Here is a 16,394-nt window from a genome sequence, read left to right as displayed (position 1 = left end):
CTCTGGTTATCTTTTTGTCGTCGTGTGTTCGCGGCGCGATCAGACGCGTTCGAGAATCACCGCAATGCCCTGCCCCACGCCGATGCACATAGTGCACAGCGCGTAGCGGCCGCCGCCCTTGTGCAGCTGGTTGACGGCGGTGGTGGCCAGACGCGCGCCGCTGGCGCCGAGCGGGTGGCCCAGCGCGATGGCGCCGCCGTTGATGTTGACGCGAGCGTCGTCGTCCTTCAGGCCCAGCAGGCGCAGCACGGCAAGGCCCTGGGCGGCGAAGGCTTCGTTGAGTTCGATGACGTCGATCTGGTCGATGGTGAGGCCGGTGAGCGCCAGCACCTTTTGCGTGGCGGGCGCGGGGCCGATGCCCATGATGCGCGGCGCGACACCGGCGGTGGCCATGCCGACCACGCGGGCGCGCGGCGTCAGACCGTGCTTCGCTGCGCTGGCTTCGTCGGCCAGCAGCAGTGCGCAGGCGCCGTCGTTCACGCCGCTGGCATTGCCGGCCGTCACGGTGCCGTCAGGGCGCACAACGCCCTTGAGCTTGGCGAGCGATTCGAGGCTGGTCTCGCGCGGATGCTCGTCCTTGTTGACGATGATCGCGTCGCCCTTCTTCTGCGGCACGCTCACAGGCACGATCTCGGCGTCGAAGAAGCCCGACTTCTGCGAGGCCACGGCGCGCAGCTGCGAGTTCAGCGCCATCAGGTCTTGCGCTTCGCGCTCGATCTTGTAGTCGGTGGCTACGTTCTCAGCCGTCTCGGGCATGGAGTCGACGCCGTACTGCGCCTTCATGAGCTTGTTGACGAAGCGCCAGCCGATGGTGGTGTCGTACACAGCGTTGTTGCGGCTGAAGGCGCTCTCGGCCTTGGGCATGACGAAGGGCGCGCGGCTCATGCTTTCAACGCCGCCGGCGATCATCAGGCCGGCTTCACCTGCACGGATGGCGCGTGCCGCGGTGCCCACGGCGTCAAGGCCCGAGCCGCACAGCCGATTGATGGTGCCGCCGCCGATTTCGAGCGGCAGGCCCGCCAGCAACGCCGACATGCGCGCCACATTGCGGTTGTCTTCGCCCGCCTGGTTGGCGCAGCCGTAGAGCACGTCGCTCACAGCCTGCCAGTCGACATTCTTGTTGCGTTCCATCAGCGCCTTGAGCGGCACGGCGCCCAGGTCGTCGGCGCGCACGCTGCTGAGCGAACCGCCGTAGCGGCCGAAGGGGGTGCGAACGGCGTCGCAGATGAAGGCTTGATTGGTCATGGAGCTGTCTCTCTTTGATTGCTTGAAAAAGGATCAGGCTGCGATCGGAAGTCCGACGAGCTTTTCGAGTTCTTCGCGGCTAAGGCCGTCGACGAGGTCGACCAGCTTCAGGCCCTGCGGCGTGCATTCGAGCGTGGCGAGGTCGGAGTACACGCGCTTGACGCAGGCGATGCCGGTCAGCGGATAGGTGCATTCCTTCACCAGCTTGCTCACGCCCTGCTTGGTCAGCAGATCCATCATGACCCACGTCTGCTTGGCACCGATGGCGAGGTCCATTGCGCCGCCGACTGCGGGAATGGCGTCTTTCTCGCCGGTGTGCCAGTTGGCGAGGTCGCCCGTGGCAGACACCTGGAACGCGCCGAGCACGCAGATGTCGAGGTGGCCGCCGCGCATCATCGCGAAGCTGTCGGAGTGGTGGAAGAACGAGCCGCCCGGCAGCAGCGTGACGGGCTGCTTGCCGGCGTTGATGAGGTCGTAGTCTTCTTCGCCGGCCTCGGGCGCGGGGCCCATGCCGAGGATGCCGTTCTCGCTCTGCAGGATGACCTCGCGGCCCTTGGGCAGGTGGTTGGCCACCAGCGTGGGCTGGCCGATGCCGAGGTTGACGACGGCGCCGTCGAAGATGTCCTGCGCCACGCGGGCGGCGAGCTGGTCCTTGGTGCGACGTGTGTACGTGGTGGTCATGGTCATGCTGCCTTCTTGAAGCCGCCGGCCTGCGTGGCGACGCGTTCGATGCGCACCACCTGGTGCACGAAGATGCCCGGGGTGACGATGGTCTCGGGGTCGAGGGTGCCGAGTTCGGCGATGTCGTGCACTGTGGCGATGGTCTTCTTCGAGGCCATGGCCATCACCGGACCGAAGTTGCGTGCGGCCTTGCGGTAGACCAGGTTGCCCCAGCGGTCGCCGCGCTCGGCCTTGATGAGCGCCACGTCGCCGTGGATGGGGTACTCGAGCACGTACTGCTTGCCGTCGATCTCGCGGGTCTCGCGGTTGCCCGCGAGCTGCGTGCCGTAGCCGGTGGGGCAGAAGAAGGCGCCGATGCCGGCGCCCGCGGCACGGATGCGCTCGGCCAGGTTGCCCTGGGGCACGAGCTCAAGCTCGAGTTTGCCGCTGCGGTAGAGCCCGTCGAACACCTGGCTGTCGGCCTGGCGCGGGAAGCTGCAGATGATCTTGCGCACGCGGCCGGCCTTGAGCAGCGCCGCGAGGCCGGTCTCGCCGTTGCCGGCGTTGTTGTTGACGACGGTGAGGTCCTTGGCGCCCTGCTCGACGAGGCCCTCGATGAGTTCGTTGGGAATGCCGGCGGTGCCGAAACCGCCGATGAGAACCGTGGCGCCGTCTGGGATGCCTGCCAGGGCATCGGCGACCGAGCGCGCGATCTTGTTGATCATGAAGCCTGTCTCCGGGAGTGAAGAAAAAAGAAAGCGAGGAAGGCGAAGAAACGAACCGCCTGAACACGCCGACTGATTCTGCGAACCGCCGATTTGTTCGTCTAAAGAACATTTGTTCGTATAATGAATTTTAGAGAGGATCGCGCACCATGGCAACCCGCCCCACACAACCCGATACACCCGCGCCCGGCGACAGCTACGTGCAGTCTTTTGCGCGGGGGCTGCAGGTGATCCGTTCGTTCAGCGCCAATGCACCGCACCAGACACTCAGCGAGGTGGCCGCCGGCAGCGGGCTGACGCGCGCGGGAGCACGGCGCATCCTGCTCACGCTGCAGACGCTCGGCTATGTGGTGACCGACGGCAAGCTCTTCACGCTCACGCCGCGCATCCTCGACCTGGGGTTTGCGTATCTCTCGTCCATGCCGATCTGGAACCGCGCGGAGCCGGTGATGGAAGCGCTGGTGCAGCAGGTGCAGGAGTCGTGCTCTGCCGCCGTGCTCGATGCGACGGACATCGTCTACGTGCTGCGCGTGCCGACGAAGAAAATCATGCACATCAATCTGGGTGTGGGCTCCCGCCTGCCGGCCTACTGCACGTCACTGGGCCGGCTGCTGCTGGCGGACCTCGATGACGACGAAGTGCGCGCGCGGCTCGAAGCCTCGAACATCGAGGCGCTCACGAAGCACACGTTGACCGACATCGACGCGCTCATGGCCAAGGTGGCGCAGGCACGCAAGCAGCAGTGGTGCCTGGTGAACCAGGAGCTCGAAGAAGGCCTGATCTCCGTGGCCGCACCCATCGTCGACCGGCAAGGGCGCATGGTGGCCGCGCTCAACATCAGCGGACAGGCGAACCGCACCAGTGCGAAGGCAATGCAGGAGACGATGCTGCCCGCGCTGCGCGAAGCGGCGGATCGGATTTCTCGAATGCTCTGATCGAATGGGTATTCATGGACACGTCACACCGGCTTTTTAGATTGCGCTTCGCACTAAAAACCATGGGAGGGTCCATTCATGTCCGTTCGCTTCGCCTCGTCCAACTTGCCGCGTCACTTGATGCTGGCAGTCGTTTCTTCTGCTGCCCTCGCCGCGTGCGGTGGCGGTAACGGAGGCGGCATCGCCTTACCTCCGGTGGCGGCAACGCCCGCTCCGGCGCCTGCGCCCGCACCTGCTCCGCAGCCACCGCAGGACAACACTGCAGGATTGCCTCACAAGCTGACCGGCTGGGCCTCCTTGGCCGATACATTCCGCTGGCCCGGCCCGACCACAGGCCAGTTCATCACCGCCGCGCTCGGCGTGACGCCGCCCTTCGTCGATGGTCAACCGCTCCCAGGGTTCTCGGCACTGCTGAAGAACGACGACGGCACCTGGACCGCCATGCCCGACAACGGCTACGGCAGCAAGGGCAACTCGGGCGATTTCGTGGTCGGCTTCTACAACGTCAGCATCGACTTCCGCACAGTGCCCAACGGCACGACGGTTCCCGGCACCATCAAGGTGAACAGCCACGTCAATTTCAACGACGCCAACGGCTTCCTGAAAGACGGCAAGGGCGTCGACCTGAAGATCACCGCCGACTACGCCAACTACCAGAAAGTCACGGACAACAAGCTCGTCGATAGCGGCACGCCCGTGGATTCGCGCATCGTCAGCGGCCGGCTGCTGACGGGCTTCGATCTCGACGTCGAGTCGATCGCCCGCGCGAAAGACGGCACCTACTTCGTGGGCGAGGAGTTCGGCCCCTACATCCTGCACTTCGACAAGAACGGCACGCTGATGGGCGACCCGGTGCCCCACCCGTTCCTGCGCAGCCCCTCCAACCCGCTGGTGATGAACGACGGCGCCACCGTGACCTCGCTCTCGAGCCGCGGCTTCGAGAGCCTGGCCTTCAACGGCGACAGCAGCCGCCTCTACGCGGTGCCCGAAGCGGCGCCTTCGCTGGCCTCGCTGCGGCCCGTGGCAGACGACGAGCGCTATCTGAACTTCTTCGAGTTCGATCCCGCCTCGATGCTCTACACCGGCAAGAACCCGGTCTACAAGAAGGATGGTCCCGCCAAGGACAACCAGATCGTGATCGGCGACATGACCAACGTCGGCGGCAACAAGTTCGTGCTGATCGAGCGCGACAGCCTGTTCGGCTCCAAGGCCGTGGTCAAGCGCCTGTACATGGTCGACCTCGACGTGAAAGACGCCGACGGCGTGCTGAAGAAGACGCTGCTGGTCGACCTGCTGAACATCTCCGACCCTACGGACATCGGCGGCCCGCTGGCCGGCGTGGTGGCCGGCAAGTTCAGCATGCCCTTCGATTCGGTCGAGAGCGTCGAGGTGGTGGACGACAACACGCTGGCCGTTGCGATCGACACCAACTTTCCGACGGAAGACGGCCGGGTTCCCGGCAAGCCGGACGACACGGAGGTCATCACGATCCGCTTCGACCAGGCGCTGTTCAAGCGCGTCGCGTCGAAGACGTAAAGAGAGCCGGGGCTCCCTCGGTCAACTCTCCGAGTGGATGCCCTTCATGATGATCACGCCGCCCAGGCGCGTGGTGTCGGCGCGCATGCGCTTGGCCAGCGTGTCGGGTGAGCCGGGCTGTGCCTGCCAGCCCGTCTTCAGCAACGCCTCGCTCACCTCGGGCGAGCTGATCACTTCGACCAGCGCGGCGTTGAGCTTGACGACGGCCGCGGGCTTCATGCCGGCGGGTGCGGCCAGCGCGGTCCAGATTTCGAGATCAGCGCCGCGCACGTCCGCGTCGCGAATGGTGGGCAGCTCGCTGGCCAATGGGCTGCGTTCGGGCGAGGTCACGCCAATGGCCTTGATCTTTCCCGACTTGATGTGCGGCAACGCGAGGCCGGGCGGCAGCAGCGCCAACTGGATCTCGTTGGCGAGCAGACCCGCAATGACCTGCGGGTTGCCCGTGTAGGGCTTGTGCTGCGCGGTGATGGCCGCGCGGCTCTTGATGAGTTCCATGCCCAGGTGGCCCACCGTGCCCACGCCCGGCGTGCCGTACTTGCCGCTACTGCCGAGGTTGCGCACCCACAGCAGTTGGTCGGCCGCGGTCTTGCCCGTGGCGCTGCCCGAGACCGCCAGCACCAGCGGCGCGGTGCCGATGAGGCCGACGGGCGCGAAGTCTTTCTCGGGGTCGAAAGGCAGCGCCGGGTTGAGCAGCTTGGCAATGGTGAGGTTGCCGTTGATCAACGCACCGATGGTGTGGTCGTCAGTGGCCTTGGCCACCAGATCGGCCACGGTGTTGCCGCTGGCGCCGGGCTTGTTCTCGACGACCACCGGCTGGCGCAGGATCTTCGAAAGAGGTTCTGCAATGGCGCGAGTCGCGAGGTCGGGCGATGCGCCAGCGGGAAAGCCCACGAGGATGTGGACGGGCTTGGTCGGCCAGGCGTCGGCACCGGCTGCCGGGCGCTGCTGGGCCCAGGAACCCGGTGCGAACAACGAAGTGGCAACGGCTGCAGCGCCGCCTTCGAGCAAGCGGCGTTTGGTGATCGTCAAGGGAGGCTCCAGAGCGATGAAAAGAAGTGGTGAAATGTCACCACTTTGTTTCAAACGTTACAGGATCATGCTGTATTGCGCAAGTCAGAAGGAGGTTTGCGCAGGGCCTTTTCCGCATCGGACGCGACAGCACTTCACCTTCGCGATGAAGCCCCTAGCAACCGCCGCTGCGTCGGAAAAAGCGACCAGCCCCAACGCTGCTGCGCATAACCCCACAACCCCTGCTTGAAGAACAGCGTGACGAGGATCGCCAGCAACCCCAGGCCCAGCAGGTACCAGGTGCCGTAGTCGCTCAGGAACTTGTTGAGCGCCCAGAAGATGAGCGCGCCCACCAGCGGCCCCTCGATGCGCCCGATACCGCCGATGACCACCATGAAGATGGCGAAAGCCGTCCAGTTGACGCTGAAGGCCGCATCGGGGCTGATGCGCAAGTTGCCCACGAAATACAGCGCACCCGCGAGCCCCGCGCCGAAGGCCGCAACCACGTACACCGCCAGCTTCATGCGCGCGACCGGAATGCCTTGCGACTCGGCCGCCACTTCGTTGTCTCGTATCGCCAGCAGCGCCAGGCCGCGCTTGCTGCGCAGGAACAGGTACACCAGCGCGATGGCCGCGACCACACAGGCCAGCGCCATCCAGTAGGTGGTGCTTTCGCGCGTGGCCTTCTCGATGCCGCGCAGCGCGGTCAGCGTGGTGCCCGAGCCGCCGCCCACCGCCGACACGTTCGCAAAGCTGAGTCGAAACACCTCCGCGATGACCCAGGTGCCGATGGCGAAGTAGCCGCCCGACAAACGAAACGCGACAAAGGAAACGGGTATGGCGATGAGCCCCGCCGCCAGCGCGCCCAGCGGTATCGCGATGAAAGGGTTGATGCCCGCGAAGTTGCCGAGCATCAGCATCACGTATCCGCCAAAGCCGAAGAAGGCCTGCTGCCCGATGCTCACCATGCCGCCATAGCCGGCAAGCAGGTTCCACATCATCGCGAAGATGAAGTAGCAGGCGATCTCGACGAACTCGCGCATCCAGCTCGACTCGCCCCACCACGGGAGGCTGGCGGCAACGAGCACGAGGGCGACGCCGACGAAGAGCGCGGCACGGCTCGCGGCGGTGGCGCGTTCGACGGCGATGAGAGGGGGAGGCATGTTTGTCATCCGCTTTATCCACGCGTCTTCGGAAAGAGCCCCTGCGGCCGCAGCACCAGCACGACGAGGAACACGATGTGCCCGAACCAGATGCCCCAGCCCGGATCGAGCCTGAAGCCGATCTGCTGCGTGATGCCGAGAATCATCGCGCCGGCCAGCGTGCCCCAGAAGGACCCCATGCCGCCGATGATCACGGCCTCGAACGCGAAGAGCAGCAGCAGCGGCCCGTCGGAAGGCGACACGGTCGTTCGCATGCCCTGCAGCGCGCCCGCAATGGCGATCAGCACGAATGCGATGGCCGTGGCAAGCGCGTAGACCTTCTTCGCGTTCAGCCCCATGAGCTCGGCGATCTCGCGGTCGTCGGACACCGCGCGAAACGACCGGCCCAACGCCGTGCGCGCAAAGAGCCACTGCAGCGCGCCCGTTGCAACGACCGCGATGGCCAGCACGATGAGCGGCAGCACGCCGAGCGACATCGCATCGCCCAGCGCAATGCCCTGCGTGTTGAGCCCGCCGGTCTCGATGGCGCGCGGATCGGCCGAGAACAGTTCGAGCAGCAGGTTTTGAATGACGATCGACAGGCCGAAGGTGACCACCAGCGAAGGCAGCGGGTCCTTGCCGAGCGTGCCGTTGAGCACGTAGCGCTGCAGCGCATAGCCGAAGCCGAAGGCCACCGGCAGCACCGCGAGCGCCACGAGCCAGGACATGGCATCGCCCGTGAGCGACACGCCCGCGATGACCGCGAACGCGCCGAGGATGATGAAGTCGCCCTGCGCCGTGTTGGTCAGCCGCATCACGCCGAACATCAGCGACTGGCCCAGCGCAAACAGCGTGTAGAGGCCACCGAGCAGAACGCCTTGAACGAGGGTTTCAAGCATGAGTAGCCTCGATGCCGAAGTAGGCCTGCGAGATCTGCTCGCGCGTGAGGTCGGCGGAATTGCCTTCGAGCGACACGCGGCCTTCCTGGAAGCAGTAGATGCGCTGCGAGACCTGCCGCGCCATGGTCACGTCCTGCTCGACAATGACCACGGTCATGCCCTCGCCGGTGATCGTCGGCATGGCGGCATAGATCTCTCGGATGACGATGGGCGCGAGGCCGAGAGACAGCTCGTCACACAGCAGCAGCTCGGGGTTGCTCATGAGCGCGCGGCCGAGCGCGACCATCTGCTGCTGACCGCCCGACAGCGAGGTGCCCGGCTGGTGCCGCTTCTCGGCGAGGATGGGAAACAGCGCGTACAGGCGCTGAAGGTTCCACGGCCCCTTGCGCGCAGCGGTGGCGCCCATGAGCAGGTTCTCCTCGACGCTGAGGCTGGGAAACAGGCGACGGCCTTCGGGAACCATGGCGAGGCCGCGGCGCACGATGTCACCGGGAGGCAGCCCACCGATGGGCTCACCCTTGAAGCTGATCGCTTCACGCGGCGCACGCACGAGGCCCGTGAGGCTCTTGAGGAAGGTCGACTTGCCCGCGCCGTTGGCCCCGATGATGGCAACGAGTTCGCCCCGGCTCAGCGAGAAGTCGATGCCGAACAAGGCCTGGGCGTCGCCGTAGAAGGCCTTGAGGGCGTGGGTGGAGAGCAGCGCGCTCATGCCTCCATCCCCATGTACACCCGCCGCACCTCCGGGTCGTTCATCACCACGCGCGGCGCCCCCTCCGCCAGCTTCTGCCCGAAGTTGATGACGAACAACCGGTCCGCCAGCGACAGCAGCGCATGCACCACGTGCTCGATCCAGATCATCGTCACGCCACGCGCCTTGATGCGCTTGAGCTCGCCGACCAGCACCGCCGCTTCGGGCTCCGTCAGCCCGCCCGCGATCTCGTCGAGCAGCAGCAACTGCGGCCGCGTCGCCAGTGCGCGCGCCAGCTCCAGCCGCTTGCGGTCGAGCAGGGTCAGCCCGCCCGCGGGCTTGTTCGCATGCGCCATCAGCCCCGTCTGCTCCAGCACCTCGTGCGCCGTCTGCCAGGCCTCGCGCTCGGTCTGCTGCCCGCCGAAGCAGGCGGCGGTCACGAGGTTCTCGAACACACTCATGTTTCCGAAAGGCTGCGGCACCTGGTAGCTGCGCCCGATGCCCGCGTGGCAGCGCTGGTGCGGCTTGAGCCGCGTCACGTCGCGGCCCGCGTATTCGACGCGCCCCGCATCGACGCGCACGTCGCCCGAGATCAGGTTGAACAGCGTGGTCTTCCCCGCGCCATTGGGCCCGAGGATGCCCAGCGTCTCGCCTTCGGTCACCGACAGCGTGATGTCGTCCGTGACCTTGAGCGCGCCGTAAGACTTGCTCACGGCATGCAGTGCCAGCAGCGTCATGTCAGAGCAGCCGCAGCTTGCCGCCGGTTGGAATGTTCGTTGCCGCCTCGTTGTTCACGATGGTCAGCTCCACCTTGTACTTCTTCCCCTTGCCCCACTGGCCGAGCACCAGCGGCGTCTTGCTGACGTTCTTGAACGGCCCCTGCCCGCCCCACTTCACCGGGCCGACCACCGAGTTGATCGACGTCGATGCCACGGCGTCGCGCACGTCCGAAGCCTTCAGCGACTTGGCGCGCCCGAGTGCGTTGGCAGCCACCTCGAAGAGTGCATGCGCGAAGCCGATGGGCTGCGTCCACTGCTTTTTCGCACCGGCTTCATAAGCATCGGCCAGCGCCTTCGCGCTCTGCTGTGTGAGGCTAGAGGTGAAGGGATGTGAAGGGCTCCACCACACCTCGGTCGAGAGGCCATCGCCAAGCTCACCCAGCGCCTCGATCGCACCGGGGAACAGCAGCGCCTTGCCGAGCGTGATGATCTTCGGCTTGAAGCCCTGCTGCCGCGCCTGCGTGAGAAAGGTCTTGGCGTCGGGCGGAATCACCACGCCCGTGACGATCTCGACGCCCTCTTTCTTGAAGGCCGCGATCTGCGCGCTGAAGTCCTGCGTGCCGTTCTGGAAGCGGCCGGGGTCGGTGAGCGTGAAACCCATCTGCGCGAGCGGCTTGGGGAAGCCCAGTTCCTTGTCGCCCCAGGCGTTGCCGTCGCCGTCGTTCGGAAACAGGCCGCCCACCTTCTTGTTGGTGGCAAGCGTCTTCCAGCCGTTGGTGAAGTTGGCGATGACGTCTTCGAGCCCCCAGAACATGTGGTACGTCCAGTTGAAGCCCTTCGCCGGGTCGCCCTTGCGGCCGAAGAACCAGGGCTGCCACGGCACCACGCTGGAGATGCAGGGCACCTCGTTGAGTTCGCACGCATCACTCACGGGGTTGGCGGTTTCGGGCGTGCCGGCGGTGAGCACCAGCGCAACCTTGTCCTTCAGGATCAGGTCGTTCGCCACCTCGCCCGCGCGGTTGGGATTCGACTGGCTGTCCTTCAGCACGATCTGCACCGCGTACTTCTTGCCGCCGACGCTGATGCCGTCCTTGAAGGCGGTCTTCATCTGGTCGATGACCCATTTGTCGGCCTCGCCGAAGGGCGCGAGCGGGCCGGTCTGCGGCGACACGTAGCCGATCTTCAGCGTGTCGGCCGCGAACACCAGCGGCGTCGCGCCCGAGGCCACCAGCGCGGCCGTGGCCTGCGTGAACTGTCTGCGATTGAATGTCATGGTTGTCTCCGTCTCTTGTGTTTTTGATGCCGCCCGATCAGGGGTCAGCGCGCGAAGTGCGGCGGTATCTGCGCGTCGACGTTCACCCACACGCTCTTGACCTGCGTGTATTCGCGCATCGCATCGAACCCCATCTCGCGGCCGTAGCCGCTCTGGCCGACGCCGCCGAAAGGCGAGCCGGGGTTCACGCGCTTGTAGCTGTTGATCCAGACCATGCCGGCGTGCAGGTCGCGCGCGACCTTGTGGGCGCGCTGCAGGTTGTTGGTCCACAGGCCGCTGCCGAGGCCGTAGTCAGTGCCGTTGGCGATCTGCATCGCTTCTTCGTCGCTCTTGAAGGTGAGCACGGTGACGAAGGGGCCGAACACCTCTTCCTGCGCGACGCGGTCCTTGTACGACTTCGCACGCATCACGGTCGGCTCGACGTAGCAGCCCTTGGCCAGATCCCCGCCGGGCGACTTGCCCCCCGCGAGCAGTTCGCCGCCTTCGCCCTGCGCCACTTCCACATAGCTCAGCACGCGTTCGCGATGCTGCGCGCTGGTGAGCGGGCCCATCTCCGTTGCCTCGTCGAGCGGGTTGCCGAGGCGGATCGACTTCGCAAGCGGAATGAACTGCTCGAGGAACGCATCGGCGATCTTCTCGTGCAGCATCAGCCGCGAGCCCGCGATGCAGGCCTGCCCCTGGTTATGGAAGATGGCCCACGCGCTGCCGTTGATGGCGGCCTGCAGGTTCGCATCTTCGAAGACGATGTTCGGCCCCTTGCCGCCGAGTTCGAGCTGCACCTTCTTCAGGTTGCCCGCGCTGGCCTGCACGATGCGCCGGCCCGTGGCGGTGCTGCCGGTGAAGGCGATCTTGGCGATCTCCGGATGCTCGGCGATGTACTGGCCCGCCACGCTGCCCAGCCCCGGCAGCATGTTGACCACGCCGGGCGGCAGGCCGGCCTCGGCCATCAGCTCGGCGATGCGCAGCGAACTGAGCGGCGTGATCTCCGCCGGCTTCATCACGATGCAATTGCCGGCCGCGAGCGCGGGTGCCATCTTCCAGCTGGTGAACATCAGCGGGAAGTTCCACGGCACCACCTGGCCGACGATGCCGACGGGCTCGCGCAGCGTGTAGTTGAGAAAGCCCTCTTCGACCGGAATGGTCTCGCCCTGGAACTTGTCGGCCATGCCGCCGAAGTAGCGGAAGCACGCCGCCGTGCGCGGCACATCGAGCCGTCGCGAATCGCGGATCGGGTGGCCGGTGTCGAGCGATTCGAGGCGCGCGAGTTCTTCGCCGTTGGCCTCGATGAGATCGGCGAGCTTCAGCAGGATGCGGCCGCGGTCGGCGGCGGCCATGCGGCTCCATCTGGGGAAAGCGCGCTTCGCCGCGGCGACAGCCTTGTCGACGTCGGCCCTGCCGGCCAGCGCGACGTGGGCGATGGGCGTGTTGTCGTGCGGGTTCAGCGTGGCGAGGGTCTCGCCGGATTCGGCGTCGACGAAACGGCCGTCGATGAAGAGCTGGTGGCGAATGGACAGTGCAGGCATGGTCGTTCCTCTCCCTCCCCCGCTGGGGGAGGGTTGGGTGGGGGCATCTTCAAAGGGGGCGCGGGCTCGCAGAGCCCCCACCCCTGCCCTCCCCCAGAGGGGGAGGGAGAAAGACAGTTCAGAACTGCACGGGAATCTCGGGCGACTCGCCCTTCTGAATCTCGAACACCAGGCTCGGCGACCCGTTCTCCCACACCAGCAGCATCGAGCGCTTGGGGCTGAAGCCCTGGTGGCGGCAGTAGGCGGGCATGGCGGCCATGTCGCCGGCCTTCATGATCACGCGGGCCATGGGCCTGCCGGTGTTCTTGTCGCCGCAGTCCCAGTGGATCTCGTCGGTCATCTGGAAGAACCACTCGACGCGGTCGTTGCCGTGGATGATCGGCAGGATGTGCTCCTCGGTCGTCGGGCACATGTAGCTGTGCTTCACCACCGAGGTGAAGCTCGGGTTCCACGTGACCTGCGAACGGCTCAGGAAGCCGAAGAGATTGAAGGCGTGCACCTCGTTCTCGAAGCCGGGCTCGGGGTGCAGCTCGGGCTGGCCCTGCGGCACGTCGGCAAAGGCGCGGTTGACGGGCGCACCGCGTTCGTCGCTGCGCAGGTCGAGGTCGCCCTTCAGGCCCACGCAGCGCTTGGCGAGTTCACGCGCCCTGGTGATCTTGGCGGTGTTGTTGCCGTTCTTGCGGCCGTAGGGCGAGCCGGTTTCCTGCGGCGCGGCGAAGGGGTCGAAGCTCTCGTTGGTCCAGTCGTCGAGCATGGCCTCGAAGGTGGCGCGGATCTGCGCGGTGGGGAAGTTCTCGAGCAGGTCGATGCCGGCGTCCTTCATGGTGCCGTTGAAGCTGCCGGCGTACAGGTCGACCGACTCGTAGTGGTTGACGGTGCCGAACACGTCGTCGAAGTTGACCCAGCCGTAGAAGAAGCCCCAGGCCACGTCGCGCATCAGCGCGCGCAGGTAGCTGCCGGCGTCCATGGTGTGGCTCATGGGGCGGCCGTCACGGGTCTTCCAGCCGATGTGCACGAAGTATTCGTCGCGGCGAAAGCTGAAGCTGCCGAGCGAAAAGTCCTTGTAGCCGAGCGTGGCGTCGGGCTGCGACGCGATCACCTTGGCGAGTTCTGCGGGGGCGTTCATGGTGTGTGGCTCCTGGGTTCGGGTGCGTTCAATGCACTCAGTGCGATTGGCAGATGTCGGCCCACTTTTCGATGGACAAGTCGCCCTTGCAGCTTTGCAGGACGATCACGCCCGGCTCGCCGGCGCTGCGGAACTGGTAGGCGGTGTTCTTCGGCAGCAGGCCCTGGTGGCCGCGCGAGAGCTTCATCCAGCCCATCTTCTTGCCCTTGGGCTCGCCCTTGACGAGCACGGCGCCGTTCTTTTCCTTGTCGGCAACGGTCTGCGCGGCGTCGAGCTGCACGAGATGCACCTCTACGTCGCCGTCCATCACCAGAGCGAACTCGTCGTGCGCACAGGTGTACCAGGGCGAAGCGCCTTCGGCGCGCAGCGTCTCCAGCACATAGATCTGGTTCTGGCCGAACACGACCTTCTCGTAGGGCTTGCTGATGCTCGCGATTTCGAAGCAGTTGGAAAACGCGTAATGGCGCACGTCGTCGTCGATGGGCTCGACGTGGCCCTTCTCGAAGTGCTTGAGTGAACCGAAGCGGGTCTTGTAGGCGGTCGCAGTGGTGGCTGTCATGGCTTGTCTCCTGTTGTCTCCAGTGATGGGTGAACTCTAGGAGTCAAGCGGCGGCACCGGTAGGGACCAGTTTGGAAGAGGATTATTCGGAGCTTCCGAACAATCGCAGGGGTTTACCCCCGTTCGGGCGCTATCCGCTCGAACGGCTGAACTCGATGAGCTCAGCAGGAATAAGGCCTCGCTCGATCAACGTGGCGTCCCACGGCGGCACGCGCGTGAAGCGGGTGGCGATGTGCTCGATGAACAGCCGCAGCTTCAGCGCATTGCGCGAGGTGCCCGCATACACCGCGCTCAGCGAAAACGACGACAGCTGGTGCTCGGCCAGCACCACGCGCAGTTCGCCGCGCGCAATGGCGTCACCCGCCACCAGCGTGGGCAGGCAGACGATGCCCGCATGCTCCAGCGCATATTCGCGCAGCAGGTGCACGCTGTTGGTCAGCAGCGCGGCGTTCAGGTAGATGGTGGTCTGCTCGCCTTCATGGTGAAAGGTCCATCGGTCGCGCGTGGGATAGCCCGAGTAGAGGCCCAGCTTGTGCCGGTGTAGGTCGCGCGGCGCAGCGGGCGTGCCGTGCGCTTCGAGGTACGCCGGCGTGGCGCAGAGCACCCGCCGCACCGGAAAGAGCGGCCGCGACACCAGCTCCTGCGAGGCCGCGGGAAAGATCTGCAGCGCGCAGTCGACGCCGGCCTTCACGGGGTCGGCCACCGCGTCGCTCACGATCAGCTCGAGGTGGATGTCGGGGTAGGTCGTCTGGAACTCGCGCAACAGCGTGGCGAAACGGCCCAGCACCATGCCGGTGAGTGCATGCACGCGCAGGATGCCTGAGGGCGTGCCGCGCGCGTCGCGCATCTGGTCGACGATGTCGTTGGCGCGGCCCACCAGCTCGGTGCAGTCGCGCAGAAAGGCCTGGCCCATGTCGCTGAGCCGCACCACGCGCGTGCTGCGGTGGAACAGCGGCGCGCCCAGAAACTCTTCGAGCTGCTTGACCCGCGTGGTGACGACCGAATTGGCCACGCGCAGCTGCCGCGCCGCTTCCGCAAAGCTCTGGGTCTGCGCGACGCGAACGAAAGTTTCAATGCTTTGGAGGCGGTCCACGGCGGCACTGTACTGCGGGGCCGGTCAGCGCGGGGCGCCACGGGACGTTGCGAGCAAGCCTAAAGGCCGCGAAAGACAGTTATCCCTGTGTCGGGGAGTTACGTGCCCCACTTACAATCCCTGCCGCATCACCCACCCCTACGAGGTCTTGTCCGCAATGCCCAAGAGCCCCCGGCCACGCGCCCGTTTCAGCTTCTCCCCCACCGTGCGCGCCCTGTTCCTGGCCGCAGCAACCTGTGGCGCCGTGCTTCCTGCGCTGGCCGCCATCGAGCATGAGGAGGTCGACAAGCTCATGCAGGCCGGCAAGCTCGACGAGGCGCTGACAAAAGCCGACGCCTTCCTCAAAGACAAGCCGCGCGATCCGCAGATGCGCTTCCTCAAGGGCGTGATCCAGCTCGACACCGGCAAGCGCAACGAGGCCATTGCCGCCTTCACGCAGCTCACGCTGGACGCGCCCGAACTGCCCGAGCCGTACAACAACCTCGCGGTGATCTACGCGAGCCAGAACCAGTTCGACAAGGCGCGCAGCGCGCTCGAAAGCGCCATTCGCACCAACCCCAGCTACGCCACCGCCCAGGAAAACCTCGGCGACGTGTATGCACGGCTGGCCAGTCAGGCCTACAGCAAGGCCCTGCAGCTCGACCAGAACAACACGGCCGTGCAACCCAAGCTGGCGGTGATCCGCACGCTCTTCACGCCGACGCCGCCGGGCGCCAAGCCAACGGCCCTGGTGGCCTCGGCAGCACCTGCTCCCGCGGCAAAGGCACCGGCTCCCGCGCCAGCCCCCGCTGCGCCGCCACCGCCAGTCAAGGTTGCTGCCGCTCCCGCACCGGTGGCCGCCGCGCCCAAGGCGCCCGAGGCAAAGGCACCCGAAGCAGCGCCGGCTCCAGCACCCGCACCGGCCCCCGCCGCCAGCGCCGCTTCCAATGCCGAAGTCGAATCCGCCGTACGCGCGTGGGCTTCGGCCTGGGCCAGCCAGGACATGGACCGCTACCTCGCGGCCTACGGCCCCGACTTCACGCCCACGGGCGGCCAGAGCCGCAAAGGCTGGGAAGAAGACCGCCGCGCCCGCATCGTCGGCAAGTCGAGCATCAGCGTGAACATCGAAAACCTCGCGATCAAAGTCGACGGACAGAACGCGACGGCCAAATTCCGCCAGATCTATCGCGCGGACAACCTCAACGTTTCGAGCCGCAAGACGCTGGACCTGCAGCGCTCCGGCAATCAATGGCACATTCGCAAGGAAAGCGTCGGCGGCTAGTG

Annotated in this window: 16 protein-coding genes; 3 read left to right on the top strand and 13 right to left on the bottom strand. The window is 66.1% G+C overall.

Annotated elements, in window-relative coordinates:
• Positions 1-39: 39 nt before the first annotated feature.
• Genes pcaF through ACSFBF_RS09450 form a run of 3 tightly spaced genes read right to left on the bottom strand, consistent with a single transcriptional unit; the run spans position 40 to position 2,630 of the window.
• Positions 40-1,245: a 3-oxoadipyl-CoA thiolase gene (gene pcaF / locus ACSFBF_RS09460; RefSeq protein ID WP_435466271.1), complete on the bottom strand. Its 1,206-nt coding sequence runs from the start codon at positions 1,243-1,245 to the stop codon at positions 40-42.
• Positions 1,246-1,278: 33 nt separating this feature from the next.
• Positions 1,279-1,932 carry a 3-oxoacid CoA-transferase subunit B gene (locus ACSFBF_RS09455; RefSeq protein ID WP_130421487.1) on the bottom strand — a complete coding sequence of 218 codons (654 nt, stop codon included), beginning with the start codon at positions 1,930-1,932 and terminating at the stop codon, positions 1,279-1,281.
• The gene (locus tag ACSFBF_RS09450) at positions 1,929-2,630 is read right to left on the bottom strand and encodes a 3-oxoacid CoA-transferase subunit A (protein ID WP_093057570.1); all 702 of its coding nucleotides are present in this window, start codon (positions 2,628-2,630) and stop codon (positions 1,929-1,931) included. The genes ACSFBF_RS09455 and ACSFBF_RS09450 overlap by 4 nt, the downstream gene beginning before the upstream one ends.
• 149 nt (positions 2,631-2,779) lie before the next feature.
• Between ACSFBF_RS09450 and ACSFBF_RS09445 the strand changes: the two genes are divergently transcribed.
• Together ACSFBF_RS09445 and ACSFBF_RS09440 are read left to right on the top strand one after the other, a co-directional pair.
• A complete protein-coding gene (locus ACSFBF_RS09445) occupies positions 2,780-3,565 on the top strand; it encodes an IclR family transcriptional regulator domain-containing protein (protein ID WP_435466268.1) in 786 nt (261 codons plus the stop codon).
• A 78-nt stretch (positions 3,566-3,643) separates the two neighbouring features.
• Positions 3,644-5,101, top strand: coding sequence for an esterase-like activity of phytase family protein (locus ACSFBF_RS09440; RefSeq protein ID WP_435466266.1), 1,458 nt, complete (start codon positions 3,644-3,646; stop codon positions 5,099-5,101).
• Positions 5,102-5,122: 21 nt separating this feature from the next.
• Here ACSFBF_RS09440 and ACSFBF_RS09435 read toward each other — a convergent pair whose 3' ends face one another.
• The 10 genes from ACSFBF_RS09435 to ACSFBF_RS09390 form a co-directional block, all read right to left on the bottom strand.
• Positions 5,123-6,130 (bottom strand): Bug family tripartite tricarboxylate transporter substrate binding protein, encoded by a 1,008-nt coding sequence (locus ACSFBF_RS09435; protein WP_435466264.1) that lies wholly within the window; start codon positions 6,128-6,130, stop codon positions 5,123-5,125.
• Positions 6,131-6,264: 134 nt separating this feature from the next.
• The gene (locus ACSFBF_RS09430) at positions 6,265-7,272 is read right to left on the bottom strand and encodes a branched-chain amino acid ABC transporter permease (protein WP_435466262.1); all 1,008 of its coding nucleotides are present in this window, start codon (positions 7,270-7,272) and stop codon (positions 6,265-6,267) included.
• A 14-nt stretch (positions 7,273-7,286) separates the two neighbouring features.
• Positions 7,287-8,150 carry a branched-chain amino acid ABC transporter permease gene (locus tag ACSFBF_RS09425; RefSeq protein ID WP_435466260.1) on the bottom strand — a complete coding sequence of 288 codons (864 nt, stop codon included), beginning with the start codon at positions 8,148-8,150 and terminating at the stop codon, positions 7,287-7,289.
• Complete coding sequence (locus ACSFBF_RS09420) at positions 8,143-8,859, bottom strand: ABC transporter ATP-binding protein (RefSeq protein WP_435466258.1); 717 nt, start codon at positions 8,857-8,859, stop codon at positions 8,143-8,145. Before ACSFBF_RS09420 ends, ACSFBF_RS09425 begins: the two co-directional genes overlap by 8 nt.
• Positions 8,856-9,575: an ABC transporter ATP-binding protein gene (locus tag ACSFBF_RS09415; protein WP_435466256.1), complete on the bottom strand. Its 720-nt coding sequence runs from the start codon at positions 9,573-9,575 to the stop codon at positions 8,856-8,858. Before ACSFBF_RS09415 ends, ACSFBF_RS09420 begins: the two co-directional genes overlap by 4 nt.
• A gap of 1 nt (position 9,576) precedes the next feature.
• Positions 9,577-10,830: an ABC transporter substrate-binding protein gene (locus ACSFBF_RS09410; protein WP_435466254.1), complete on the bottom strand. Its 1,254-nt coding sequence runs from the start codon at positions 10,828-10,830 to the stop codon at positions 9,577-9,579.
• Between the two features lie 44 nt (positions 10,831-10,874).
• Positions 10,875-12,338, bottom strand: coding sequence for an aldehyde dehydrogenase family protein (locus tag ACSFBF_RS09405; protein WP_435467393.1), 1,464 nt, complete (start codon positions 12,336-12,338; stop codon positions 10,875-10,877).
• A 133-nt stretch (positions 12,339-12,471) separates the two neighbouring features.
• Entirely contained in the window at positions 12,472-13,479 is a 1,008-nt protein-coding gene (locus ACSFBF_RS09400; protein WP_435466253.1) for a hydroxyquinol 1,2-dioxygenase, read from the bottom strand.
• A gap of 37 nt (positions 13,480-13,516) precedes the next feature.
• Complete coding sequence (locus ACSFBF_RS09395) at positions 13,517-14,038, bottom strand: cupin domain-containing protein (RefSeq protein WP_435466251.1); 522 nt, start codon at positions 14,036-14,038, stop codon at positions 13,517-13,519.
• Between the two features lie 130 nt (positions 14,039-14,168).
• Entirely contained in the window at positions 14,169-15,131 is a 963-nt protein-coding gene (locus ACSFBF_RS09390; RefSeq protein ID WP_093057559.1) for a LysR family transcriptional regulator, read from the bottom strand.
• A 157-nt stretch (positions 15,132-15,288) separates the two neighbouring features.
• Between ACSFBF_RS09390 and ACSFBF_RS09385 the strand changes: the two genes are divergently transcribed.
• On the top strand, positions 15,289-16,392 hold the full coding sequence (locus ACSFBF_RS09385; protein WP_435466248.1) for a YybH family protein: 1,104 nt from the start codon (positions 15,289-15,291) through the stop codon (positions 16,390-16,392).
• Positions 16,393-16,394: the final 2 nt, after the last annotated feature.

Source organism: Variovorax nivicola, assembly GCF_051216475.1.
GTDB lineage: Bacteria > Pseudomonadota > Gammaproteobacteria > Burkholderiales > Burkholderiaceae_C > Variovorax.
This window is presented reverse-complemented; position numbering and strand designations above follow the sequence as displayed.

Coding starts and splice junctions, on each gene's coding strand:
- pcaF (WP_435466271.1), bottom strand. CDS start 1,245: ATGACCAATCAAGCCTTCATCTGCGACGCCGTTCGCACCCCCTTCGGC.
- ACSFBF_RS09400 (WP_435466253.1), bottom strand. CDS start 13,479: ATGAACGCCCCCGCAGAACTCGCCAAGGTGATCGCGTCGCAGCCCGAC.
- ACSFBF_RS09425 (WP_435466260.1), bottom strand. CDS start 8,150: ATGCTTGAAACCCTCGTTCAAGGCGTTCTGCTCGGTGGCCTCTACACG.
- ACSFBF_RS09395 (WP_435466251.1), bottom strand. CDS start 14,038: ATGACAGCCACCACTGCGACCGCCTACAAGACCCGCTTCGGTTCACTC.
- ACSFBF_RS09445 (WP_435466268.1), top strand. CDS start 2,780: ATGGCAACCCGCCCCACACAACCCGATACACCCGCGCCCGGCGACAGC.
- ACSFBF_RS09410 (WP_435466254.1), bottom strand. CDS start 10,830: ATGACATTCAATCGCAGACAGTTCACGCAGGCCACGGCCGCGCTGGTG.
- ACSFBF_RS09420 (WP_435466258.1), bottom strand. CDS start 8,859: ATGAGCGCGCTGCTCTCCACCCACGCCCTCAAGGCCTTCTACGGCGAC.
- ACSFBF_RS09455 (WP_130421487.1), bottom strand. CDS start 1,932: ATGACCATGACCACCACGTACACACGTCGCACCAAGGACCAGCTCGCC.
- ACSFBF_RS09450 (WP_093057570.1), bottom strand. CDS start 2,630: ATGATCAACAAGATCGCGCGCTCGGTCGCCGATGCCCTGGCAGGCATC.
- ACSFBF_RS09430 (WP_435466262.1), bottom strand. CDS start 7,272: ATGCCTCCCCCTCTCATCGCCGTCGAACGCGCCACCGCCGCGAGCCGT.
- ACSFBF_RS09385 (WP_435466248.1), top strand. CDS start 15,289: ATGCCCAAGAGCCCCCGGCCACGCGCCCGTTTCAGCTTCTCCCCCACC.
- ACSFBF_RS09440 (WP_435466266.1), top strand. CDS start 3,644: ATGTCCGTTCGCTTCGCCTCGTCCAACTTGCCGCGTCACTTGATGCTG.
- ACSFBF_RS09415 (WP_435466256.1), bottom strand. CDS start 9,575: ATGACGCTGCTGGCACTGCATGCCGTGAGCAAGTCTTACGGCGCGCTC.